Annotated in this window: 25 protein-coding genes; 15 read left to right on the forward strand and 10 right to left on the reverse strand. The window is 31.1% G+C overall.

Annotated features, from left to right (window positions below; translation table 11 throughout):
* Positions 1 to 148: 148 nt before the first annotated feature.
* Genes N5D46_RS06910 through N5D46_RS06925 form a run of 4 tightly spaced genes read right to left on the reverse strand, consistent with a single transcriptional unit; the run spans position 149 to position 3696 of the window.
* Positions 149 to 508 carry a hypothetical protein gene (locus tag N5D46_RS06910; protein ID WP_280049547.1) on the reverse strand — a complete coding sequence of 120 codons (360 nt, stop codon included), beginning with the start codon at positions 506 to 508 and terminating at the stop codon, positions 149 to 151.
* A gap of 17 nt (positions 509 to 525) precedes the next feature.
* Positions 526 to 1731: an alanine dehydrogenase gene (locus N5D46_RS06915; RefSeq protein ID WP_280049548.1), complete on the reverse strand. Its 1206-nt coding sequence runs from the start codon at positions 1729 to 1731 to the stop codon at positions 526 to 528.
* Positions 1732 to 1737: 6 nt separating this feature from the next.
* On the reverse strand, positions 1738 to 2142 hold the full coding sequence (tsaE, locus tag N5D46_RS06920; RefSeq protein ID WP_115001044.1) for a tRNA (adenosine(37)-N6)-threonylcarbamoyltransferase complex ATPase subunit type 1 TsaE: 405 nt from the start codon (positions 2140 to 2142) through the stop codon (positions 1738 to 1740).
* Positions 2143 to 3696 carry a bifunctional response regulator/alkaline phosphatase family protein gene (locus tag N5D46_RS06925; RefSeq protein WP_280049550.1) on the reverse strand — a complete coding sequence of 518 codons (1554 nt, stop codon included), beginning with the start codon at positions 3694 to 3696 and terminating at the stop codon, positions 2143 to 2145.
* A 276-nt stretch (positions 3697 to 3972) separates the two neighbouring features.
* On the opposite strand from N5D46_RS06925, the gene N5D46_RS06930 reads away from it, so the two are divergent.
* The 5 genes from N5D46_RS06930 (at position 3973) to efp (ending at position 9060) form a co-directional block, all read left to right on the forward strand.
* Complete coding sequence (locus N5D46_RS06930) at positions 3973 to 5163, forward strand: HD domain-containing protein (RefSeq protein WP_260509633.1); 1191 nt, start codon at positions 3973 to 3975, stop codon at positions 5161 to 5163.
* Between the two features lie 87 nt (positions 5164 to 5250).
* The gene (lpxD, locus tag N5D46_RS06935; RefSeq protein ID WP_221856539.1) at positions 5251 to 6276 is read left to right on the forward strand and encodes a UDP-3-O-(3-hydroxymyristoyl)glucosamine N-acyltransferase; all 1026 of its coding nucleotides are present in this window, start codon (positions 5251 to 5253) and stop codon (positions 6274 to 6276) included.
* 6 nt (positions 6277 to 6282) lie between these two features.
* The gene (locus N5D46_RS06940) at positions 6283 to 7671 is read left to right on the forward strand and encodes a bifunctional UDP-3-O-[3-hydroxymyristoyl] N-acetylglucosamine deacetylase/3-hydroxyacyl-ACP dehydratase (protein ID WP_135835139.1); all 1389 of its coding nucleotides are present in this window, start codon (positions 6283 to 6285) and stop codon (positions 7669 to 7671) included.
* 17 nt (positions 7672 to 7688) lie between these two features.
* Positions 7689 to 8474 (forward strand): acyl-ACP--UDP-N-acetylglucosamine O-acyltransferase, encoded by a 786-nt coding sequence (gene lpxA / locus N5D46_RS06945; RefSeq protein ID WP_038336134.1) that lies wholly within the window; start codon positions 7689 to 7691, stop codon positions 8472 to 8474.
* A 19-nt stretch (positions 8475 to 8493) separates the two neighbouring features.
* Positions 8494 to 9060 (forward strand): elongation factor P, encoded by a 567-nt coding sequence (gene efp / locus N5D46_RS06950; protein ID WP_038336113.1) that lies wholly within the window; start codon positions 8494 to 8496, stop codon positions 9058 to 9060.
* A gap of 96 nt (positions 9061 to 9156) precedes the next feature.
* On the opposite strand, the gene N5D46_RS06955 is transcribed toward efp, so the two are convergent.
* The gene (locus N5D46_RS06955; RefSeq protein WP_280049551.1) at positions 9157 to 10818 is read right to left on the reverse strand and encodes a M64 family metallopeptidase; all 1662 of its coding nucleotides are present in this window, start codon (positions 10816 to 10818) and stop codon (positions 9157 to 9159) included.
* A 157-nt stretch (positions 10819 to 10975) separates the two neighbouring features.
* Here N5D46_RS06955 and N5D46_RS06960 point away from each other — a divergent pair, with 157 nt between their 5' ends.
* Together N5D46_RS06960 and N5D46_RS06965 are read left to right on the forward strand one after the other, a co-directional pair.
* Positions 10976 to 11632 carry an ElyC/SanA/YdcF family protein gene (locus tag N5D46_RS06960; protein ID WP_125349808.1) on the forward strand — a complete coding sequence of 219 codons (657 nt, stop codon included), beginning with the start codon at positions 10976 to 10978 and terminating at the stop codon, positions 11630 to 11632.
* Positions 11633 to 11642: 10 nt separating this feature from the next.
* Complete coding sequence (locus tag N5D46_RS06965) at positions 11643 to 12014, forward strand: hypothetical protein (RefSeq protein WP_038336116.1); 372 nt, start codon at positions 11643 to 11645, stop codon at positions 12012 to 12014.
* A gap of 56 nt (positions 12015 to 12070) precedes the next feature.
* On the opposite strand, the gene menD is transcribed toward N5D46_RS06965, so the two are convergent.
* On the reverse strand, positions 12071 to 13741 hold the full coding sequence (gene menD / locus N5D46_RS06970) for a 2-succinyl-5-enolpyruvyl-6-hydroxy-3-cyclohexene-1-carboxylic-acid synthase (RefSeq protein ID WP_038336117.1): 1671 nt from the start codon (positions 13739 to 13741) through the stop codon (positions 12071 to 12073).
* An 82-nt stretch (positions 13742 to 13823) separates the two neighbouring features.
* Positions 13824 to 14567 carry a 3-oxoacyl-[acyl-carrier-protein] reductase gene (gene fabG, locus N5D46_RS06975; protein ID WP_038336119.1) on the reverse strand — a complete coding sequence of 248 codons (744 nt, stop codon included), beginning with the start codon at positions 14565 to 14567 and terminating at the stop codon, positions 13824 to 13826.
* 145 nt (positions 14568 to 14712) lie between these two features.
* Between fabG and N5D46_RS06980 the strand changes: the two genes are divergently transcribed.
* A complete protein-coding gene (locus tag N5D46_RS06980) occupies positions 14713 to 15096 on the forward strand; it encodes a hypothetical protein (RefSeq protein WP_115001026.1) in 384 nt (127 codons plus the stop codon).
* A 98-nt stretch (positions 15097 to 15194) separates the two neighbouring features.
* Positions 15195 to 15572: a hypothetical protein gene (locus N5D46_RS06985; RefSeq protein WP_280049552.1), complete on the forward strand. Its 378-nt coding sequence runs from the start codon at positions 15195 to 15197 to the stop codon at positions 15570 to 15572.
* Between the two features lie 59 nt (positions 15573 to 15631).
* Here the strand turns inward: N5D46_RS06985 and metK are convergent, their stop codons facing one another.
* Positions 15632 to 16891: a methionine adenosyltransferase gene (gene metK, locus N5D46_RS06990; protein ID WP_038336123.1), complete on the reverse strand. Its 1260-nt coding sequence runs from the start codon at positions 16889 to 16891 to the stop codon at positions 15632 to 15634.
* A 328-nt stretch (positions 16892 to 17219) separates the two neighbouring features.
* Between metK and N5D46_RS06995 the strand changes: the two genes are divergently transcribed.
* Together N5D46_RS06995 and msrA are read left to right on the forward strand one after the other, a co-directional pair.
* On the forward strand, positions 17220 to 17681 hold the full coding sequence (locus N5D46_RS06995) for an Lrp/AsnC family transcriptional regulator (RefSeq protein ID WP_115001022.1): 462 nt from the start codon (positions 17220 to 17222) through the stop codon (positions 17679 to 17681).
* 66 nt (positions 17682 to 17747) lie between these two features.
* On the forward strand, positions 17748 to 18281 hold the full coding sequence (gene msrA / locus N5D46_RS07000; protein ID WP_280049553.1) for a peptide-methionine (S)-S-oxide reductase MsrA: 534 nt from the start codon (positions 17748 to 17750) through the stop codon (positions 18279 to 18281).
* Between the two features lie 28 nt (positions 18282 to 18309).
* On the opposite strand, the gene N5D46_RS07005 is transcribed toward msrA, so the two are convergent.
* Positions 18310 to 19665 (reverse strand): DEAD/DEAH box helicase, encoded by a 1356-nt coding sequence (locus tag N5D46_RS07005; RefSeq protein ID WP_280049554.1) that lies wholly within the window; start codon positions 19663 to 19665, stop codon positions 18310 to 18312.
* 109 nt (positions 19666 to 19774) lie between these two features.
* Here N5D46_RS07005 and argS point away from each other — a divergent pair, with 109 nt between their 5' ends.
* Positions 19775 to 21547, forward strand: a complete 1773-nt coding sequence (gene argS / locus N5D46_RS07010) for an arginine--tRNA ligase (protein ID WP_280049555.1) — start codon at positions 19775 to 19777, stop codon at positions 21545 to 21547.
* Between the two features lie 63 nt (positions 21548 to 21610).
* Positions 21611 to 22081, forward strand: a complete 471-nt coding sequence (locus N5D46_RS07015) for a DUF1810 family protein (protein ID WP_052217833.1) — start codon at positions 21611 to 21613, stop codon at positions 22079 to 22081.
* Between the two features lie 33 nt (positions 22082 to 22114).
* Here the strand turns inward: N5D46_RS07015 and N5D46_RS07020 are convergent, their stop codons facing one another.
* Entirely contained in the window at positions 22115 to 23191 is a 1077-nt protein-coding gene (locus N5D46_RS07020) for a LuxR C-terminal-related transcriptional regulator (protein ID WP_280049556.1), read from the reverse strand.
* 314 nt (positions 23192 to 23505) lie between these two features.
* On the opposite strand from N5D46_RS07020, the gene N5D46_RS07025 reads away from it, so the two are divergent.
* Both N5D46_RS07025 and N5D46_RS07030 read left to right on the forward strand, forming a co-directional pair.
* Positions 23506 to 24033 (forward strand): hypothetical protein, encoded by a 528-nt coding sequence (locus N5D46_RS07025; RefSeq protein ID WP_147280012.1) that lies wholly within the window; start codon positions 23506 to 23508, stop codon positions 24031 to 24033.
* A gap of 29 nt (positions 24034 to 24062) precedes the next feature.
* Positions 24063 to 24560, forward strand: a complete 498-nt coding sequence (locus N5D46_RS07030) for a hypothetical protein (protein ID WP_244957947.1) — start codon at positions 24063 to 24065, stop codon at positions 24558 to 24560.
* Positions 24561 to 24724 lie beyond the last annotated feature (164 nt).

Consider the following 24724-nt stretch of genomic DNA (forward strand, 5'->3'; position numbering starts at 1 on the left):
CGAAATGTAGAGTTCGGAACTAAAAAAGTGCAATTTAAAGATGTAATTATTGTCGCAATATTAATCTTCGTAATTGTTTTAGCAATTTTGAAATTTATAAATTAATTATAAAACAAAAAACCACTTCAATTGAAGTGGTTTTTTTGTTTTATTTCTTTTTGATGGAAACTAATTTCGAATCTTCTTTGCAAATTTCTAATACAAAATCATAATCTTTCGTATTGTCTTTGCTTTTATAGTTTGCCAAATATTCTCTACAAGGAACTTGATCTTTTTTCGAGTGATCAAAATCAACTTTACTTCTTTTGAATAATTCTTTTTTCAAGAATGTAGAATCTAAATTTTCTGCTTTTAAAAATGCTTGAGCTTCTGGTGAAATAGCTAATCTTTTTGAAAAAGCTTCATCCAAAACTCTTGCATTTGGAAAGTAATTACATGAGAAAGCACGAGGTCCAAACGCCATAGCGATGAAAACTAACCCAATTCCAACTCCCATCAAATACTTCATAAATCTTTGCGTAAACGTCATATAATCAATAAATTAATGTCGTGAAATGGTAAATCAAACCAATCACATAAGTTCTTTTTTACAATTCTTCCTTTGTACAAATATACGCCATTTCTTATAGTTTTATCCGATTGTACCACATTCGCAAAACCAGATTCTTCTGAAATTTGGAATAAATACGACAAGAAATAATTGCTCAACGCTTTGGTAGAGGTGCGTGCGACGCGAGAAGTGATGTTAGAAACCGCATAATGAATTATATCATTCTTAATAATGATAGGGTGATCATGAGTTGTTAATTCAGATGTTTCGAAGCATCCTCCTTGATCAATACTTACATCAATAATCACAGCTCCAGCTTTCATATTTTGCACCATCATCTCAGTTACAACACAAGGTGTACGTGTTTCTCCGCGAAGTGCACCGATTGCTAAATCACAACGTCGCAAAGCTTTTCCTAATTCTTTTGGATCTAATGTAGAAGTAGAAACTCGTTGTCCGATATTTTGCTGTAATCGTCTTAATCTTGTTAATGAATTATCAAAAACACGAACCGAAGCACCTAAACCTAAAGCTGTTCTTGTCGCATTTTCTGCAACCGTTCCAGCTCCAAGAATCACAACTTCTGTTGGTCGAACACCTGTTACGCCGCCCATCAAAACTCCGTTTCCTCCGTTTGTAGAAGACATCAATTCACTTGCGACCAAAATTGCTGTTGTTCCAGCAATTTCACTTAACAATCGAACAACTGGTAAATGATTTTGTTCATCACGAATAAATTCAAATCCAACCGCATTCACACGTTTTGTAATTAATTTCTGAAAATATTCGCGTCTTAAAGTATTTGTAGGGACAGATGAAATAATCAAAGCATTTGGTTTTACCCAGTCAATTTCATCTAAAGTAAGTGGACCAACTTTTAGAATAATAGGTTTCTCGAAAACAGCTTGCGTATTGTAAGAAATTTGCGCACCAGCTTCCGAATATTCTTTATCTGAATAATTTGCACCTTCTCCTGCTCCAGTTTCTATCGTAACTTGATGTCCATTATTGACTAAAATTTCGACTGCATCAGGAGAAAGACAAATTCTTTTTTCTTGATTATTTGTTTCTTTTGGAATTCCAATATCAAAGCGTTCTTTCTTGTGAGGAATCTCTAAACGCTCGGGTTGAGGAATAAGATCTTCCTGAGAAAAAGGCGTGAAAATATTTTTTCCGTCCATATAGTATTAGCTAAAATTTAAATGACGAACGCCATCTACATTTTCCAATGTAATTGTGTGGTGCTCATCTGGTATAAAGTTAGCAATTTTATTTGGCCATTCCATTAAACAATATTGATTAGAATATAAATATTCTTCAATCCCAAAATCTAAGGCTTCATCTTCGTGATTTAGACGATAAAAATCGAAATGATAAACTTTTCCTTTATCTGTTTCATATTCATTAACAATCGAAAAAGTAGGACTCGAAACTTCATCATTTGTTCCCAAAGCTTTTACAAACTCTTTGATAAAAGTTGTTTTTCCAGCTCCCATTTCTCCTTCGAAAGTGATTAATTTATACTGAAGTTGATCGATTATTTTTTGAGCAACTTCTGGTAATTCGTCTAAATTATTGATGATAAATTCCATTTAATTTTTTGGTGTTAAAACAACCATTGGGATAATTATTTCCTCCAACGAAATTCCACCATGTTGGTAAGTGTTTTTGTAATAATTAACGAAATGATTGTAATTTTTTGGATACGTTAAAAATAAATTTTCTTTTGCAAAGATATACTTTGACGTAACATTAACCTTAGGTAAAAGGAATTTTTCTGGTTGCTCAACCGCCAAAACATCTTTCGGATCGTATTGCAATTGTTTCCCCAATTTATAACGCAAATTTGTACTAGCTTCTTTGTCGCCAATTACCTTCGTAGGCTCTTTTACGTAAATTGTTCCGTGATCGGTTGTTACAATAATTTTCATTTTTTCTTGCGCCGCTTTTTTCACAATTTCCATTAAATATGAATTTTCAAACCAATGTTTTGTGATCGAACGATACGTTTTATCATCACGAATAATTTCTCCAACAATTTTGTTGTCTGTTTTCGCATGCGAAAGAATATCGATAAAGTTATAGACAATTACATTCAAATTATTCTTTTTGTAATTATTAAAATCATCTGCAATTTTTTTCTCGAAATCAGAATTTAAAATTTTAAAATAATTATACGATAAATCGCCAAAACCAAGACGTTTTAATTGTTCTCCTAACAATTCTTTTTCGTACATATTTTTATTTCCTTCATCGGTATCATTCAACCAATATTCAGGATATTTTTTCTCAATTTCCAACGGCATTAAACCCGAAAAGAACGCATTTCTAGCATATTGCGTTGCCGAAGGTAAAATACTATAATATAAATTTTCGGCTTCTGAATTATAATAACGATTGAAAATTGGCTCAATAACTTTCCATTGATCGTAGCGTAAATTATCCACCATAATCAATAAAACATTTTTATCTTTTCCAAGATGAGGTCGAACCAATTGATTGAAAATTGTATGTGATAAAACGGGACGATCTTCGTCGTCGTGCAACCAATCTTCGTAATTACGTTCTATAAATTTGAAGAAAGCTGCATTTGCTTCACTTTTTTGATTTTCGATGATTTGAGAAAGTGCTGTATCTTCGATATTTTCAAGTTCAAGTTCCCAAAAAACTAATTTTTTATAAATTTCTTGCCAATCCTCATAATCGCGCGCATTCATCATATCCATTGTGATATTTCTGAATTCCTGTTGATAATTGATAACTGTTTTTTCTGAAATAATTTTAGATGCATCCAAAATCTTTTTCAAACTCAATAAAATTTGATTTGGATTAACTGGTTTAATCAAATAATCTGCTATATGTGAACCAATTGCATCTTCCATGATATGCTCTTCTTCACTTTTTGTGACCATAATAGCAGGAAGATTTGGACGCAATTCTTTAATTTTTGGTAAAGCTTCCAATCCGCTCAAACCGGGCATATTTTCGTCGATTAAAACCGCTGCAAAGCTCTCTTTTTCTATTTCTTCTAATGCATCAGTCGCATTATTTATCATTGTTGTATCGTATCCTTTCTTCTCTAAAAAAAGCTGGTGTGGTTTCAATAAATCGATTTCATCATCAATCCATAAAATTTTTATAGCCATTTGTTATATTTTTATTTTTTATATTGATTTCTACTTTTAGAATTATTCCAAATATAGCGATTACGGAAATGTTAAAATCAAAATTGTATGTTAAACAAAATTGTAGTTTTCCCAAAATTTGCGATGATTATTTAGCATAAATAATTCCAAAAATGATTTTTATCTAAAATATTTTATAAAAACCATTCTTAATCAAAAAAGTAACGTTCTGAATGAGTAAAAATTCTTATCTTTGCCGACAAAACAGTACGTTTGAATCCATTAAACAATAATAAGTTGAAGATAGTAAATGATCCAGTTCATGGATTTATTACGATTCCAAACGAGCTTATTTATCAGATTATTCAACATCCATATTTTCAGCGACTTCGTAGAATTACGCAAACTGGATTAACAGAAATGGTTTATCCAGGAGCGAGACATTCTCGTTTTCATCACGCTTTAGGTTGTATGCATTTGATGCAAAAAGCCTTAAATATTCTCAAAAGAAAAAACGTCGACATTACTCCAGAAGAAGAAAATGGAGCTTTAATCGCGATTTTATTGCATGATTTGGGACACGGACCTTTTTCTCATTCTCTTGAACATTCTATAATTAATGGTTCGCATCACGAAGAAGTTTCGCTTCGTTTGATGGAAGAATTGAATCAAATTTTTGATAATCGATTAGCTCTAGCTATTCAAATTTTTAAAGGAAATTATCCGAAAAAGTTCTTGTCACAATTAGTTTCGAGTCAGTTGGATTGCGATCGCATGGATTATTTGAAGCGCGATAGTTTTTACACAGGAGTGGTAGAAGGAAATATCAATCCGGAACGAATTATCTCAATGATGAATGTCTCGAATGATGAGTTGGTGATAGAAGCAAAGGGAATTTCGTCGGTCGAGAAATTTTTGATGGCGCGTATGTTTATGTACATGCAAGTGTATATGCATAAGAAATCGTTTACAGCAGAGAATTTTTTGATTAGCGTTTTGAGAAGAGCGAAAGAATTGACAAAAACGGGAGAAAATCTTTTTGCAACGTTTGCTTTTAAATACTTTTTAGAAGAAAATGAAGTTGGAAGTTTATCGAAAGAAGGTTTAGAAATTTTCACACGTTTGGACGACTCGGATGTTTTATCAGCGATAAAAGAATGGCAGTTTCATGATGATTTAATTTTGAGTAAATTATCAAAAAATATCATTCAGCGTACATTACCAAAATCATATTTGATGGATACAAAATTATCCGAAGAAGAAATTTTGGTTGAAAAAAATAGAGTAGAAAATGCTTTAGGAATTGATGATGCAAGTTATTTTGTGGAACAAACAACGATAAAAATTGTTCCGTACGAAAAATCAAAAAGTCCAATAAAGGTTTTATATAAAAATGGTGAGGTAAAAGAAATTTCGAGTTCAGAAAAAAGTTTGTTAACGCAATTTTTGCAACAAGAAATTACAAAATATCATTACCATAGCGTTTAAATATCGATTTGAAGAATTTGACAAAAAAGTTAAATAACTTAAATAATCATTTTATAAATTTAAGAATAATTATTAGTTTTGCAGACTATGAAATTTAAAGCTGCAGAGATTGCGCAATTATTGCAAGGAACCGTAACAGGTGATGCAAATGTAGAGGTTTCCACATTATCGAAGATAGAGGAAGGAAAAGAAGGTTCGATTTCGTTTTTGGCTAATCCGAAATACGAGCATTTTATCTATACAACAAACGCTTCTATTGTGATTGTGAGTAAGGATTTTGTGGCAACAGATTCTATTTCGTCTACATTGATTGTGGTTGAAGATGCTTATCAAGCTTTTACACAGTTATTGCAGTATTACAATACGATAAAAAATAATAAAGTTGGAATAGAAGAATATACGAAAGTAAATTCTACTGCGCAACTAGGAGATAATGTATATGTTGGAAGTTTTTCTTATATTGGAGCTAATGTTTCGATTGGGAATAATGTAAAAATATATCCAAATGTAACGATTGGCGATCATGCTAAGATTGGTGATAATACCGTTTTACATTCAGGCGTACAAGTGTATGAAGAGTGTGAAATTGGTCAAAATTGTATCATTCATTCTAATGTTGTGATTGGTGCTGATGGTTTCGGTTTTGCGCCAAATCCAGATGGTTCTTTCGAAAAAATTCCTCAAATAGGAAATGTTTTGATCGAAGATAATGTCGAAATTGGAGCAGGATCAACAATAGATAGAGCAACAATGGGATCTACAATTATTCGTAAAGGAGTAAAATTAGATAACCAAATTCAAATTGCTCATAACGTTCAAATTGGTGAGAATACTGTTATTGCTTCGCAAAGTGGAGTAGCAGGTTCTACAAAAATTGGACGCAATTGTATGATTGGAGGTCAAGTTGGTATCGCAGGTCATTTGACAATCGGAGATTTTGTACAAGTACAAGCTCAGAGTGGTATTAATGGTGATGTAGAAAGCAAAACGCAATTGTATGGTTCGCCAGCAATGGAAGCGTCAAGCTTTAGAAAATCATATGTACATTTTAGAAAGTTTCCAGAAATTGTGAAACGAATCGATAAATTAGAAAAAGAGAACAAACAAAAGTAAAAGTTAATGTCTGATAAACAAAAAACTTTAGCGAATGAAGCCGTTCTAAAAGGTGTTGGCTTGCATACAGGTAAATTTGTTACCTTAACATTTAAACCAGCCGAACCAGATACAGGATTTGTATTTGTTAGAACAGATTTAGAAGGTCAACCTCAAGTAGAAGCTGATGCACAATATGTTGTGAGCACAGCTCGAGGAACAACTTTAGAGAAGAAAGGAGTTAAAGTACATACAACAGAGCACGTTTTAGCGGCTTTGGTAGGTATGGATATTGATAATTGTTACATTGAAATTGACAATGCGGAACCACCAATTATGGACGGTTCTTCTCGTTTTTTCGTAGAAGCAATAGAATCTGCTGGAATTGTAGAGCAAGATAAAGACAGAGAATATTATAGAATTAAAGAAATTGTAACGTATGTAGATCCAGAAACAGGATCAGAAATCACGGCGATTCCTGCAGATGAATACCAAGTTACAGCAATGGTAGATTTCGGAACGAAAGTTTTGGGAACTCAGAATGCAACTTTAACATCTATCAAAAACTTCAAACAAGATATCTCTCAAGCAAGAACATTTTGTTTCTTACATGAGTTAGAGCAATTGTTGGAAGCTGGTTTAGTAAAAGGTGGAGATTTAGACAATGCAATTGTTTATGTTGACAAAGAAATTACGCCAGAAACAAAAGAAAAATTATGTAAAGCGTTCAATAGAGATGATGTTTCTATTCGTCCGAATGGAATCTTGGATCACTTGACTTTACACTATCCAAATGAAGCTGCACGTCACAAATTATTAGATGTTGTGGGAGATTTGGCTTTAGTAGGTAAAAAATTGAAGGCTAAAATTATTGCAACAAAGCCTGGACATCATACCAATACAAATTTTGCTAAGAAATTAAGCAAACAAATTAAATTAGCGCAACGTAACAAAGTGCCAGAATTTGATTTGACAGCAGAACCAGTTTATGATATTAATGATATCATGAAGTTATTACCACATCGTCCACCATTCTTATTGATTGACAAGGTAATTTCTAAAAGTGCAACAGGTTTAATCGGCGTGAAAAATGTAACGATGAACGAGCCTTTCTTTGTTGGACATTTTCCTAAAGAACCTGTTATGCCAGGTGTATTGCAAATTGAAGCAATGGCACAATTAGGAGGGTTATTGATTTTAGGAGAATTAGAAAATCCTCAAGATTATTCAACTTATTTCATGAAAATTGAAAGTGCTAAATTTAAACGCAAAATTATTCCAGGTGATACATTGGTGTTTAAATTAGAGTTGGTTGAACCAATTAGAAGAGGAATTGTTCATATGCAAGGAATTGGATATGTAAACAATCAAATTGCTGTGGAAGCAGAAATGATGGCAGTTATTACAAAAGAATAATTAAAGAAATGGAAGTTATGAATCATCCGATGGCATATGTTCATCCAACTGCAATAATAGGTGAAAATGTTACAATCAGCCCTTTCTCTTCTGTTTACGAAGATGTAGAAATTGGTGATGGAACATGGATTGGTCCTAATGTAACAATTATGTCAGGAGCACGTATTGGAAAAAATTGTAAAATTTATCCAGGTACGGTAATTTCTGGTGAGCCTCAAGATTTGAAGTACGAAGGTGAAAAAACTTTAACATATATTGGTGACAATACAACAATTCGTGAATGCGTTACTGTAAACAAAGGAACTAATGCATTAGGTTATACTAAAATTGGTGACAATTGTTTGATTATGGCAACTGCACATATCGCGCACGATTGTGTTGTAGGAAATAATGTCGTAATCGTAAATGCGGTTGGTTTAGCAGGACATATAGAAGTTGGAGATTTCGCTTTTATTGGTGGTTATAGTGCAGTTCATCAATTTACAAAAATTGGAGAACATGCTTTTGTAGCTGGTGCGACACAAATTCGTAAAGATGTTCCTCCGTATGTTAAAGCTGCAAAAAATCCTGTTGCTTATGCGGGAGTTAATGCAATTGGATTGAGAAGAAAAGGTTTTACATCAGAAGAAATCTTCGAAATTCAAGGTATTTACAGAATTTTATATCAACAAAAAAATAACGTATCTCAGGCTGTAGAACAAATCTTAGAAAAATTCCCAGATTCACATTATCGTGAAGTGATCCTTGATTTTATCGATACAAGTGATCGTGGAATTATGAAAGGATATAGCTCGGGAGTTTAATAAAATAACAATAGAATAAATGGCAACAACTTCTGATATCAGAAAAGGTTTATGTATTATTTTTAATAATGATACGTATAAAATTATCGAATTTTTACACGTAAAACCAGGTAAAGGACCTGCTTTCGTTCGTACAAAATTAAAATCATTAACTAACGGAAAAGTATTAGACAATACATTCTCTGCTGGTCATAAAATTGAAGAAGTTCGTGTAGAAACACGTAACTACCAATATTTATATGAAGATGATAATGGTTTCCACTTCATGAATAATGATGATTTCTCTCAAGTTTATTTAAACAAAGATTTGATTGATAATTCACAATTTATGAAAGCTGGTGACGAAGTAAAAATCTTGTTCCGTGCTTCTGATGAAACAGCTTTAGCAGCTGAGTTACCAACTACAGTTGTAATGGAAATTACATACACAGAGCCAGGTCTTAAAGGTGATACAGCTACAAATGCTACAAAACCTGCAACGACAGAAACTGGTGCTGAAATCCGTGTTCCTTTATTCATCAACGAAGGTGATAAAGTAAAAATCAACACAGAAGATGGTTCTTATGTAGAACGTATTAAAGAATAATTATTCTGAAATATAGATAAAAAAAGCGACCTTTTGGTCGCTTTTTTTATTACAATTTTATTGTAACTTTTTCACTAGAACATGTCGTTTCTTTATCTATTTTCTTGACAAAAATTGGGTAGAACCTAAGAATTCATTTTTGATTGTGATAGATGATGAATCACTCCCTTTATAAACCGTTTTATTCTCTTTTGGATCGAAATTATAGATTCTATTTCCATCTTCATCCAACCATTCGAATTTATATTTCTTATCGTCAGTATTTTTTAAAGTAAGTATAATCGTTCCGTCTTTTTTATTTTGTTTGATACTAACTTTTTCAGAAAGATTAATTTTTTCTAAAACAGTAATTTGGATCGCTTTTCGTTCAGATTTTTTGTTATTCCAATTACTTTCTATGTAAAAAGTCTTATTCTCAGTAATAGTTGGACTAATAATATTATTTCCTTTTGCAAATGGTTGTATAGAATTTGGCTCATCATACCAAAAATATTCAATCTCAGCTTCTGGATTTTTTACCGTTAAAGCCTGATGTCCATTGTAACAACTTTCTTGATTTTCGCCCCATGTCAAAATTGGTGGAGTTAAATTCACATTATTAGGTTTTGAAATTTCCCATTGCGTTGTGTACATATGATTCGCATGATTTTCTTTTCTTACTAATTGCGTTGTATCCGTTACTTCTGCTCTTAAAATATTTTTTTCTAAGTTGAACTGACCTTTATTTAAATGAATAGAATCTAAATTTTCTGCAATCAATTTATTATTCAAAATCCATTTTATTTTCAACGTATTTGGAACTGTTTTTACTAAATTAAGTGTAAAAGCATTCATGTTTTCTGTGTTAACAGGAGTATCAACAGCGGGTTTTGTAGAAATAATTGGATTTGTTTTTTGATGAATTACTTCAATAAATTCTTCTTGACAAACATTACAAAAAGGCGCGATTAAATATTGCATTTTACAGAATTCGTGCGGACGAAACCATTGTGCTCTTGCATCTTTTTCGCCATATGCATAAATTCCAATTCCATTTGTCCCAATCCAATTTTTCCAAGGAACATCTTGTATATTCTGTGTTTTATTTGGACCAGGAACCGTATACAACGGACCAGACCAATATTCGTCTGATAATTTTGCAAACGAATGTCCAATTTCGTGAACAGCGATATCATTACTTTTAAAATTAACTGTTGTCGTCGCAAATTCTCCTCCAGAACCACCATAAAAAGGAGAATTAACAAGAATTACAACTTGACTATAATTGGGAATATTATCTTTCAGAACTTGTAATACCTTTTCATTTTTCGTTGGAACAACTAAACGATGAATTCCAGAAATATCAAAACTACTTCCGAAAATTGTATTTGGATTAGTTTTCGGAACTTCATATTTCTTTACAAATTTATTATAACGTTCAGGTAACTGATCCCAATCTACTTTTTCTGTGGGACATTCTTTGGTAGAATATGGGTGAATTGCACCAGATTCCTCAGAAATACTATTTATAACAAATACATTAAAATAATTGATATATTGACTTAATGGTTCCGTTTTGAAAAAATAGTCTGTAAATCGTTTTGCATCTTCTTTATAATATTTTAATTCGTCTTTTGTATAACCATCTGCTAAAACAACAAGGTTGATAATGTTTTTATCACTTCCCTGATATTGTAAGGTATCAATTTCGAATTTTTGTGCTGATAGAGTTGAAACTGTAAATAGAGTGGTGGCTAGAAAAAATAATCTTGTTCTCATAGTTGTATTTTGAAAAAATAATACGCAATATAGTAAGATAGATTTTTTTAATGAAATTTTGATTTTAAATATTTATTATCGGATAGGAGTTCTTAAATCATTATAAAACTGAAGAATATATTGTATTTTTAACACAAGAAATAATCTTGAACCAACTATGAAAATCAAAACCAAAAAGTTTCTGAAAAAATCTTTTTATACTTTACTTATTTTAGGAATTGGAAGTCTTTTGTTCACAGCTTTTGCAAATTATAAAATAGAAAACTCAACGGAAGAATTTGTCACAGATAAATTAGAGATTTTACCTAAAACCAAAGTTGCGATTGTATTGGGAACAGCGCCAAATTTGGTGAGTGGTTATCAAAATTATTACTTTACGTATCGTATAGAAGCTGCAACAGAATTGTATCAATCAGGAAAAGTAACGTACTTTATTTTGAGTGGAGATCATGGTCGAAAAAACTACAACGAACCTGAAGCAATGAAACAAGCCTTAATAAAAAATGGAGTTCCAGAAAATGTGATTTATTTGGATTATGCAGGTTTTAGAACATTAGATTCTATGATTCGTGCAAAGGAAATTTTTAGTCAGAATGAATTTATTGTAGTTTCCCAAGAGTTTCACAATCAACGAGCAGTTTATATTGCACGTCAAAACGGAATTAATGCGTATGGTTACAGTGCAAAAGATGTCAATAAACATGCTGGATTAAAAACAAATATCCGCGAGTATTTTGCTCGAACGAAAGTTTTTATTGATAGCTTTTTTGGTGTTCAACCAAAGTTTTTAGGAGAGAAAATTGAGATAATTTAATTTTTATTCAATGAATAAAGATATAAAGCAAATAATGAGTAAAATGCTTCTAATTCAATCTTCTGATTGCATTTTTATTTATGGTAAACACAATTTTAAAATAAATAATGAATTAGATTTTACTTTTGATTTTGAAGAATTAGTAGAGTTAAATATTGTAGAAAATAATATTGAGAAGAATCTTTTTACTTCCATCATTAGTCATTGTAAAGGAATTATTAAAAATAATTTTATTGTTGATTTGACTAGTTACAGAAACGCTGAGAATTTATATGTGTATTTAAAGGAAACATCCGAGTATTATGTTATCATTTCAATCGGAGAATACCAACCTAGTTTATATAGAATTTATATAGAAGGTGTCTTTTTGAAAATGTTTTAGGAAAATTATTTGAATTAAAAAGAGAAACCAAACTAATGATTTCTCTTTAATATTTTTTACTTCAAACTACTAAAATATCCTCTCAAAATAGCATCGTTAGCAGAATTTCGTGTATCAATTTCTAAAATCTTCGGGCGATTACTTTCTGCATAAAAATCTTCAAAAGTATTTTCTAAATCAGTTAAATTTGAAACAACTTGGTATTCAAAACCATACATTTTAGCTAAATGTTCGGCAGTGAAATGATGTTTTGTTTCAAAATAATCTTCAACAACATCTGTTTCAGATGGGCCAGGAATAAATTTGAAAATATTTCCTCCGCCATTATTAATCAAAATAATTCTGAAATTATTTGGCATATTGACATTCCACAAAGCATTCGAATCATAGAAAAATGAAATATCGCCCGTAATCATCACCGTATTTTGACCAGAAGCGATACAAGCGCCAATTGCTGTCGACGTAGAACCATCAATTCCACTTGTTCCACGATTACAGAAAACAGGATTCGAATTGTTATGATCAAATAATAATCCGTAACGAATAATGGTTGAATTTCCGTACTGAATTTGCCAATTTTCAGGATAATTTCTAATAATGGAATCAAATGCTTTCAAATCACAAAATGGAATCATATTGATGTAATTTTTGTGTTTGATATTATTCGCTTCTCGTATCGAATTCCATGTGTTGTAATATTCTGATTCTTTTGGATTAACAAACGGAACAAATTGTTCTAGAAACAATTCAGGTTTCGTCTCAATTTTATCTGTTAATGCTTGGAAAGTGTCTGGTTGCCAATATTCATCTAAATGCCAATGTTGCGTTGGCTTTTGATCACGTAAGAATTTTTTAATCTTTTTGGAAACGACATTTTGCCCAATTGTCAATAAAATATCAGGTTTCAACGCTTCTAATTCTTCTTCCGAATAAGGGAAAATAACTTGATCTATTTTATTGAAAAATCGTTCATCATGAATATTTGATGTTACTTCTGTTAACACAACAACCGAATCATCTTGCGCCAATTGTTTTACAAAATGATCAAATTTGGCATCAGGATGATGTAATCCGACCAAAATCATTTTACGCGTCGAAGCATTCCAACGTTTCATCAAATCAATTACATCAATTTCTGGATAATCTTTTGCAGGAATTGTAATTGTATCAATTTCAATATCTGGTGTTGTTACAGATTCGTACAAAGGCTCAGAAAAAGGCATATTGATATGAATTGGCGCAGATTTGTGCATACAATCAATCAACGCATATTTCGTCAACAACATATTTCGCGTTAAATCATCCGTTTCTTCACTTTCGGAAAGTTGTACATTATGAACTGAATGTTTCTCAAAAATATCTTTTTGGCGAATGGTTTGTCCATCAAAATTATCAACCAAATGCTCGGGACGATCTGCAGAAAGCACGATTACAGGAACATTTTGAAAAAAAGCTTCCGTAATTGCTGGGTAATAATTTGCCGTTGCCGAACCAGAAGTACAACAAACAACAACAGGTTTCTGAATTTGCTGTGCCATTCCCAAAGCGACAAATCCTGCCGAACGTTCGTCGATTACACTATAAGTTTTGAAACGTTTGTCATTCGCAAATTGCATGGTTAATGCTCCGTTTCGAGATCCTGGCGATAATACGATATGATCAATTCCGAAAGCCAAAAAAGTTTCAGCAATCAATTGAACATTTAATTTATTTGATATTTTTCTCAACGTAGTTGTCTTAAATTATAAAAGGTTTTGATTAGCAAATTTACTAAACAAAACCTTTCAAAAAGTATGATATTTTTAAGAATTAAGTATGTAAACCTCCGTCTACACTCAAAACTTGTCCTGTTACATAACTTGATAAATCTGACGCTAAGAATAAACATGCATTTGCAACGTCTTCTGGTTGTCCTCCACGTTTTAATGGAATTCCATTACGCCATTCTTCAACAACTTTTTGGTCTAAAACTTCTGTCATTTCAGTTTCGATGAAACCTGGTGCAATTGCATTACAACGAATATTACGAGAACCTAATTCTAATGCAACAGATTTAGAGAAACCAATTAAACCAGCTTTAGATGCTGCATAATTTGCTTGCCCAGCATTTCCTTTGATTCCAACAATAGAAGACATGTTCACGATAGATCCAGAACGTTGTTTCATCATTGGTTTGATCACTGCTTTTGTTAAGTTGAAAGCCGAATTTAAGTTTGTTTGAATTACTTTTTCAAAATCTTCTGCAGACATTCTCATCAACAAATTATCTTTCGTAATTCCAGCATTATTAATTACAATATCAACTTGACCAAACTCAGCAATTACATCTTCTACTAATTTTTGAGCAGCTTCGTAATCAGAAGCATCAGATTGATATCCTTTTACTTTACCGAATTGTCCCAATTCTTCTTCCAAAGCTTTTGCTTTTTCTACAGAAGAAGCATAAGTAAAGGCAACGTTAGCGCCATTTTTCACAAAAACTTCAGCAATACTTTTTCCAATACCGCGAGTTGCGCCTGTAACGATTGCTGTTTTACCTTGCAATAAATTCATGTTTATAGGTATTATATATTGCTTCAAAAATACGATTTTTTGTGAGAGTTAAAAATGTTAAAAAATACTTTATCAATTTTATTTAACATTTTATGGTATTATAATTGAAAATATTGATTGTTATAACCAATAAAAAAATAAAAACATGAAGAATCTATTGAAATTTTTGGCGGTAACATTTTTCGCCTTATTTGTATTCACAGCTTGTAATGATGATGACGATCCAGCTAACAACGATTTTTTTGCAGGAACTTACAAAGGAAGTATAAGTTATAAAGACGCGAATAATTCATTATCAACTCAAAGTGGTAGTGTGTTTGTAACAAAAATTGCAAGCGGAACAAAGTATAATTTTGCTTTTTCTGATAAAATTCCAGATTTAAACGGTGTTGAGTTTGAGAAAAAAGGTGACAATACTTTGGTGAGTGTTGGAGCAGATGAATTATCTTATATTAGAATTGATAATGCTAAATTGACAATTCTTTACACAAAAGACGGTAAAACTTGGACTGCAAATGCAACAAGATAATTTTTAGGAATAATAATATAAAAGACGTTCAGTAGTGAGCGTCTTTTTTTTTGTACAATATTTTGAGCTGAAAATAGTTAAATATAAAATGATGTTTTATGAGAACGATTGCATGTTTTGCTTCAGTATTAATGATGATATTTTCTTGTAATAATGAGGATGATAGCCAGAATACTATTTATAAAGAAAAATATGAAAGACGATTTATTATTTTTCAAGATTCTTTAGGAGGAATTGTACAAGATAGTGGAGTAGTGCAAGTTTCTCAATCTAAGAATTTATATAAATTTGATTTTATCACAACTCAAAAAATTGATCCAATAGAAAATATTCAAATGGAAATGACAGGAAGCAATTCGTTACGAAATGTGGGTTGGACACCAACAAAATTGATTGTACTTTCCAGAGATAGTATCAATATTTCTTACAAAGAAGGAAAACGATATTGGTTAGTCAATTCGATTAGTAAAAATTAAACATAAAAAAATCCACTCAATATTGAGTGGATTTTTTAATATGATTTAAAATTTTCAGATTATAATCCGAAAGCTGTTTTAATTTGATCTACGAAGTCTAATTTTTCCCAAGTGAATAATTCAACTTCAACTTCAACAACATCTTGTCCATTAGCAGATTCAAAACGTTTTGAAACAGTTTTTGGTTCTCTACCTAAGTGTCCGTAAGATGCAGTTTCTTTGTAAATAGGATTTCTTAGTTTTAATCTTTGCTCGATAGCGAAAGGCTTCATATCAAAGATTTCAGAAACTTTTGTAGAAATTTCTCCTTCAGTTAACTCAACTTTTTGAGTTCCGAAAGTATTTACTAATAAAGAAACTGGAGCAGCAACACCAATTGCATAAGAAACTTGTACTAAAACTTCATCAGCAACACCAGCTGCAACCAAGTTTTTTGCAATATGACGCGCAGCATAAGCAGCAGAACGGTCAACTTTTGATGGATCTTTTCCTGAGAAAGCACCACCACCGTGAGCACCTTTACCACCATAAGTATCTACAATAATTTTACGACCAGTTAAACCTGTATCTCCATGAGGTCCTCCAATAACGAATTTTCCTGTAGGATTGATATGGTAAGTAATACTATCTGTAAATAAATCGCGTAAATGAACAGGTAGTTGCGCTTTAACACGAGGAATTAAAATACTTACTAAGTCATTTGTAATTTTATCTCTCATAGCTTCTTCGTTTGCGAAATCATCATGTTGAGTAGAAATTACAATTGTATCGATACGAACAGGTTTGTTGTCATTATCATATTCAATTGTTACCTGAGATTTAGCATCAGGACGTAAATATGGCAATAAATCTTTTTCATATTTACGGATATGCGCTAATTCTTTCAATAATCTGTGCGATAAATCTAACGCCAAAGGCATATAGTTTTCAGTTTCACTTGTAGCATAACCAAACATCATTCCTTGGTCACCAGCACCTTGCTCTTCGTCAGATTGTCTGTCTACACCTTGGTTAATATCTGGAGATTGCTCGTGAATTGCAGATAAAATTCCACAAGAATTTGCATCAAACATATATTCACTTTTCGTGTAACCAATTTCAGCAATTGTTTCTCTTGCTACACGTTGCAAATCAATGTAAGAATTAGATTTTACTTCACCTGCTAAAACAACTTGTCCAGTCGTTACTAAAGTTTCACAAGCTACTTTACTTTTTGCATCAAATGCTAAAAAGTGGTCAAGAATTGAATCAGAAATTTGATCGGCAATTTTATCTGGATGCCCCTCAGAAACTGATTCTGACGTAAATAAATATGACATTTCTATACTTTTTTTTAAATGATAGAGGGGAGGATAAACTGAAGTCCTGTTTTAGCAATTGTTTTATGAGGTTGCAATCAGTCAAATCATTCCTCTCGATTTTTTTCGAGCTCAAATATACAATGAATAATATGAATAAAGAAAGATATTTAACATTTATTAGTATATGAAAATTATAGAGTTTAATATTTTATGAATTCTAGAAATAGAATAAAAATGGTGTATTTAAATAAATTACAAATATATTTTCTTTGATTGGTTAATTTTTTAACTCTGTATAGATAATTATTCAAAATAATGTTGTTACTTTAGAAAAAAATTAATTGAAATGAAATTTGACACTCTCGATCAACAACTACTAATGTACCTACAAGAAAACAGTAAAATTACCTACAAAGAATTATCTGATAAGTTAAATTTATCGTCAACCGCAATTCATGAAAGAATCAAGAAATTAGAAAAATCTGGAATTATTTCTAAATATGTTGCGCTTGTAAACAGAAGATTAATTAACAGAGAACTTTTGGTATTTAGTCATATTAAGTTACAACAACATTCTGCTGATAACATCAAGATTTTCGAAAACGAAATTGTGAATTTAAAAGAAGTTCAGGCGAGTTATCATGTAAGTGGTGATTACGATTACATTATCAAAATGTCTTTCGAAAATATGGACGAATACAGAGATTTTATGGTAAATAAACTAACAACAATAAAGGTAATTGGTAGTACTCACAGTACTTTTGTGATTGGTGATGTAAAAGATGATACCGCTTTCCAATTGGTATAAAAATAGTAGAAAGGTTCTGATAAATTAGAACCTTTTTTTGATTGAATAAATAAAAATAGAAAAGGCATGAGCAAGGAAGTAGCAGTTTTAGGAGCTGGTTGTTTTTGGTGTGTGGAAGGAATTTTTAATTCGATAAATGGAGTAGAACAAGCTATCTCTGGATTTGCTGGAGGAAATGTAGAAAATCCTACTTATCGTCAGGTTTGTGATACAGATACAAATCACGCGGAAGTTGTTGAAATTACTTTTGACAATGAAGTGATTTCGTACAAAGAATTATTAGAAATTTTTTGGAATATTCATAATCCAACGCAGTTAAATAGACAAGGAAACGATGTCGGTACACAATATCGTTCGAGTATTTTTTACACATCAGAAGAACAAAAAAAGCAAGCGGAAGAATCGTTAAAAGAGTTTGATAACGGAACTTTGTATGAAGATAAATTCGTTACAACAATAGAGCCTTTAGATAAATTTTGGCCAGCGGAAGATTATCATCAAGGTTATTACAATGAAAATCCGGATCAGCCATATTGTTCGGCAGTTGTTGGACCAAAAATTGCAAAATTTAAATCTAAATTCAAACAGATTTTAAAATAAGAAAAGCGACCAATAGGTCGCTTTCATTTTATTTTCCTTTTTTGCGTGCTTTCGCTTTTTGTTTTTGCTGACCACGGTTTTTAGGTTTAGATTTAGGTGGTTTACGTTTTGTAGGACCTCCTAAATTTACCTTTTTATTTTTATCTTTTTTCTCGTGAAATGCTGCACCACGTTCTTCAATTTTTACAGTTGTAAGTTGTTTCATTTTTACAACATCTTTCTCGAATTCACGTTTTACTGGATTGATTTTTACTTCCTCTTCAGGGAAAGGAATCTCTTCAATCTCTTTATCCATCAAGGCTTCGATATCATCTAAACGCTCAATTTCTTTTTCAGAAAAATAAGAAATTGCTTCACCTTTTTTATCCGCACGTCCTGTACGTCCAATTCGGTGAATATATTGTTCTGGAACATCTGGAATCTCGAAATTGATTACATGTGTAACATCAGGAATATCTAAACCACGAGCCATAATATCAGTTGTAATAATTCCTCGATATTCATCTCTGGTAAAGGCTTCCATTGTTCTCAAACGATAATTTTGAGATTTATTAGAATGAATTACACCAAATTCATCTGGATAAATTTCATCTAAATGATTGAAGATTAAATCAGCATGTTTTTTATTGTTGGCGAAAATTAAAACTTTCTCAAATTTCACTTTATCATCTAATTGATGAACAATTAAATTCAATTTTGTATTGAAATTCTCAACTGGAATAGCTGATTGAGAAATTTTTTCTAAAGGAGTTCCCGAACGAGCCAACGAAATTTCAATAGGATTTTTGAAATATTCGTGCAACATATCATCAACCTGATCAGTCATCGTTGCAGAGAATAAAATGTTTTGACGTTTATCACTCATCATTGTAAATAAATGAATCAGTTGCGGACGAAAACCTAAACTCAACATTTCGTCAAATTCGTCAACTACTAATTTTTTCATTTCTTTGAATGATAATACATTGTCTATCGCCAAATCTAAAACACGACCTGGTGTTCCAACCAAAATATCAACGCCTTCATACACCAATAATTTTTGAGTATTGATGTTTACACCACCATAAATTCCTAAAACACGAACATTGATAAACTCTGTTAATTGCTCTAAAATATCGGTAACCTGAACAACTAATTCGCGTGTCGGAACCAAAATAACAATCTTTGGTTGATTCGTTTTAGAGTATTGATAAGTATTCAACAAGGGTAATAAGTAAGCCATTGTTTTACCTGTACCTGTTTGGGCAATTCCCATTATATCTCGTCCAGAAAGAATCGGTTTGAATGATTTTTCTTGAATTGGAGTTGGGGTTGTGATATTCAACTTTTCTAAAGCCGAACTCAATTGTTTTGTTAATTCGAAATCCGCGAATGTAGCTTTCATTTTGCAAAGATAAGTTTTCTTGATGACTTCTTAAAAACTCAATGTGCAATCCGTTCAAATTCGTTGAAACTTCGTACTTTTGCATTTCGATTAAGTAAAAAGGAATAAAATGAGTTTAAAACAATACATCACACAGAATGTTTTAGAAGCGATTCAAAACGTTTATCAAATTAACCCTGAATCTGTTGAAATTCAGTTTACAAGGAAAGAGTTTGAAGGTGATTATACATTGGTTGTTTTCCCATTAATCAGAACTTTGAAAGGTAAACCAGAAGAAATCGGTACTAAAATCGGTGAAAATTTGGTTGAAAATAATAAAATTACAGCGTTTAATGTTGTAAAAGGTTTCTTGAATATGAGTTTAAGCTCAGTAGAATTTTTAGAAAATTTTACTCAAAATGCTCAAAATTCAACTTTTGGAATTACGAAAGTTGATGAAAATTCGAGAACGGTAATGGTAGAATATTCATCGCCAAATACAAACAAACCTTTGCATTTAGGACATGTTCGTAATAATTTGTTAGGATTTTCGGTTTCTCAAATTATTGAAGCAGCAGGAAATAATGTGATTAAAACACAAATTATCAACGATCGTGGTATTCATATTTGTAAATCGATGATTGCTTGGGAAAAATTTGGAAATGGAGAAACGCCAGAATCTGCAAATATGAAAGGCGACCATTTGGTTGGAAAATATTATGTGGAATTTGACAAACATTATCGTCAAGAAATCAAAGAATTAGAAGCACAAGGAAAATCGGAAGACGAAGCGAAAAAAGAAGCGCCAATTTTCTTAGAAGCACAAGAAATGCTGCGTCAATGGGAAGCACATGAACCAAAAGTTATTGAGCTTTGGCAAAAAATGAACGGTTGGGTATATGATGGTTTCGCGAAAACGTACAAACGTCTTGGTGTTGCTTTTGACGAATATTTATACGAATCGAATACTTATATTTTAGGAAAAGATATTGTTGAAGATGGTTTAAACAAAGGTGTTTTCTACAAAAGAGAAGATGGTTCTGTTTGGATTGATTTGACTGCAGAAGGTTTGGACGAAAAATTAGTTTTACGTTCGGACGGAACTTCAGTTTATATTACGCAAGATTTGGGAACTGCTGTAGAGCGTTTCAAAAATAATCCAACGTTAGAAGAATTAACGTATGTTGTAGGAAATGAGCAAGATTATCACTTCAAAGTTTTATTCTTAATCTTGAAAAAATTAGGTTATTCTTGGGCTGATGCTTTACATCACTTATCTTACGGAATGGTTGATTTACCAAACGGAAAAATGAAATCGCGTGAAGGAACAGTTGTAGATGCTGATGATTTGATGCAAGAAGTTTACAATACTGCAAAAGAGATTTCTGAAGAATTAGGAAAATTAGACGGAATGTCTGATGATGAGAAAGCTGAATTGTACGAAACAATTGCTATGGGTGCTTTGAAATATTACATTTTGAAAGTAGATCCTAAGAAACGTATTTTATTCGATCCGAAAGAATCTGTCGATTTTAATGGAAATACAGGACCATTTATTCAATATACTTTTGCGCGTATTCAGTCTTTATTGAGAAAAGAATCTCCAAAAGAATTTGATGCAAATGCAATAGAATTGAATGATGCTGAAAAAGAAATTATTCGTGCACTATACGATTTCGAAGATACAATTGATAAAGCTGCAATAGAAATGAGCCCTGCTTTGATTGCGAATTATGTGTATGAATTAGTGAAATTATTTAATTCATTCTACCAAAACAATCCAATCTTAAAAAATGAAGATGAAAATGTGAAAAACTTCCGTTTATATCTTTCTCAATGGGTTGCAAATACAATTCAGAATTCGTTACGTTTATTAGGAATTGGTGTTCCAGAAAGAATGTAATCGACTTATAAAATAAATAAAATGCCTCATCAATTTGGTGAGGTATTTTTTTAACTTTACAATATGAAAATAGGAGATTTACTGAAACAAAAAGATCCTCACGATAAATTTAATTTGAAACGATTTCACGATGCGCAAAGTTTTGTATACGATGAAATCTTGATGGAAGTTCATGTAGGAAAAAAGCAAACAAATTGGATTGTTTTTATGTTTCCTCAATTAGTTGGATTAGGTTCGAGTGATTCGTCATTAGAATTTTCGATTTCTTCAAAAGAAGAGGCGAGAGCTTTTGTGAAAGATGAAGAACTTTGGGGAAATTATTTAGAAGTTTTATCTGTATTATTAATGCAACATAAAGGCGTAATTCCGCAATTAATTTTCGGAAAAAATGATGCAATGAAACTGAAATCAAGTTTGACATTATTCAACTTCATAGTTCCGAAAGAAAAAATTATCAAAGATGTTTTGAAGTTTTTTTATGCAGATCAAGTCGATAAAAAAACATTAAGTATATTGAAACAAATGAATAAATAAAAAAATCTCGAGCATTTGCTCGAGATTTTTTATTTACAACGAATTACGACTTTCTATTCCCAAAGTATTGTAAATAACCTTTAAATGATATTTCACGGTATTCTCAGAAATATAGAGTTCAGTTGCAATTTCTTTATTTGTAAATCCTTTCTTCACTAATTCGATGATATCCAGTTGTCTTTCCGAAAGATTATAATCACTTAAAATGATTTTCTTTTCAACTTGATTTGCGTTATTCGAATGATTAATCAAATCAGAAAGTTTATTTCTCATCCGTTCATTTTCATTTTCAACAAGTTTTCTTTTTTCGATGTTTATCTTGTAGAATTTATAAAGAACAATTAATAATATGATTAGAATTGTAGAAATAATAACTAGAAATAATCGGATATTTTTTTGATTTCGAACTTCTAAATCATTTCGTTTATTAATAATTTCTCGTTCTAAATTTTGTAATTTTCCACTTTGATTAATTGCATCATAATCGGTTGCAAGATCATTCACAATTAATCTTGTTTTATATGCTTTTTCCCAATCTTCATTCTGAGCATAATACCACGTAAGAGATTCGTACATATTCAAAATATAAAGTTTTATACCAAAATGTTTTGCATAATATAACCCTTTGCTAAAAGCTTCTAAAGCCTTCTTATTGTCTTTTGTTTCTGTATATAAGTGTAAAAGCTTTCTATAAATATTAGGTAAATGTTTGGGAGATTTTTGCTTCAAAATTTCTATAGCTTCCAAATAATCTTTTTCTGCCTGAATATAATTTTTATTTATACTATTCATTGTGCCTAGAACAGAAATATAAAAGCCATACGTTTCGGCATCCAAATATTTTAAATTAGATTTATTTACTTTTTGGAGCAATTCCTCAACCTTATCATATTTTAAATAATCAAATTGGATAAAGATTCGTTCAATTAAAACTCTTGTCTCAACTTCGGATTTATATTTAGAACTCTTTAAGCCAAATTTTTCAGCAACGTTTAAATTTTCTTCTGCTTCTGGATAATTTAATAATGTTTTATACGTAAGATATTTTAACAAATACAAATTATATAAATCGTAATTCGTTACGTTTTTAGAATGTATAATACTATCCAATTTGATAATTGATTTATCAAATGAACCAATTTCATTATAAGATGAAATTTTTTCTTTAGAATTTCGGAATTTATAGTGTTTCCTGTCCCTACCTGGGTAAAAAATAGAGTAAAGAATATAAAAAGTGTTTTGTTATTCATTTTTATTATATAACTGATATTTAGTAAAGTAATTCAACTACCTGTAGGTAGTAATCGTTAAACTACCTCATAACTACTCCTGCAAAAATAGGAATTTAAGTACTGAATCCTAAAATTTGCAAAGAATTTATTTAGCACATAAATCTGGTGTTAATAGCTAATTATTTATTAAAAATGAAGATTATTTTATCTACTTTATTACTACTGTTGTGTAGTTTAGGTTTCTCTCAAAATTTGGATTACAAAAATTTAAAACAATTTATTGGAAATCGTGTAAATGAGTTAGAGGATTTTTATAAGGTTTCTTCTACATCTATTGAAGATAATTTTGGAAACCAAAAAGTAATGTACAATTCAGTAAAAATTGAACCATATACGTTGAATATTGAGGTTGAAACTGAAGGGAAAAATATAAAGCGTATTGTGGTCAAAAATTCTGAAAATAGAACAAGTTTCTTTAAAAATATTGCAGAAGAAATAGAAAAAGAAGCTCCAATTAAGAAAAACTATAAGACGTATTATATCTCTTTAGTTAAGAACTCTACAAAAAAGAAAATCTATCAAGAATCAATTGATCAATTAATTGATTTATTGAAAAAACCGACCACCAATCTAAAAGAAAATTATGGTTTACTGGAATCTAGTCCTCTAAAAACTATAATTACAATCAACGAAACTGAAAGTATTTTAGAAATCAATTAAAATTAAGTCAATATTTAAAACAATTAACAATGAAAAACATTTTTATTTTAGGATTAGGTCTTATGGCTTCGCTAGCATTTGGACAAGTAGATAAAATTTACAAACATTCTGGTGAGATTATCGAAGGTCAGATTAAGCGTGTGGGAGAATTTACGGTAGAATATACGTATGATGGAGAAGATGCTATACAGTCTTTGAGTAAATATTCTGTTAATAAAGTATTTTACGGGAAAAGCACTCGTATTGAGGATGTTTCTGATAAAATTGAAATTACTGACGATAAAGATTGGGGGAAAGTGATTATTTTGGAAGATAAATCTTTGGTTGCAGGTTTGAAAAAAGGAGATGATTTAAAATCTAAAACAGGTATGATTAACTTCCGAACTGGAAATGGAAAAGATGAGCGTGCAGAAAAAGTTTTAAAACAACAAGCTGCAGAAGTTAGATGTCCATTTATTCTATTATTATCTGATAAAATGACAGGTAAATCGGCAAAGAAAACAGGAAGTTGCTACAAGTATCAGTAATAGGATTACTAAGAACTTTTAACTATATAATGTACTATTAATTATTTGACAAATAAGTCGTGGTAACTCGCGGCTTATTTTCTTTTAAAAAATGAACAAAGAAATAGTGTATTCACGAAAACGCAAACGAACTACAAATTTTGGTTCAAAAAAAAAAATTACTT

The sequence above is a fragment of the Empedobacter sp. GD03865 genome (genome assembly GCF_029840775.1).
GTDB classification, from domain to species: Bacteria; Bacteroidota; Bacteroidia; order Flavobacteriales; family Weeksellaceae; genus Empedobacter; species Empedobacter falsenii_B.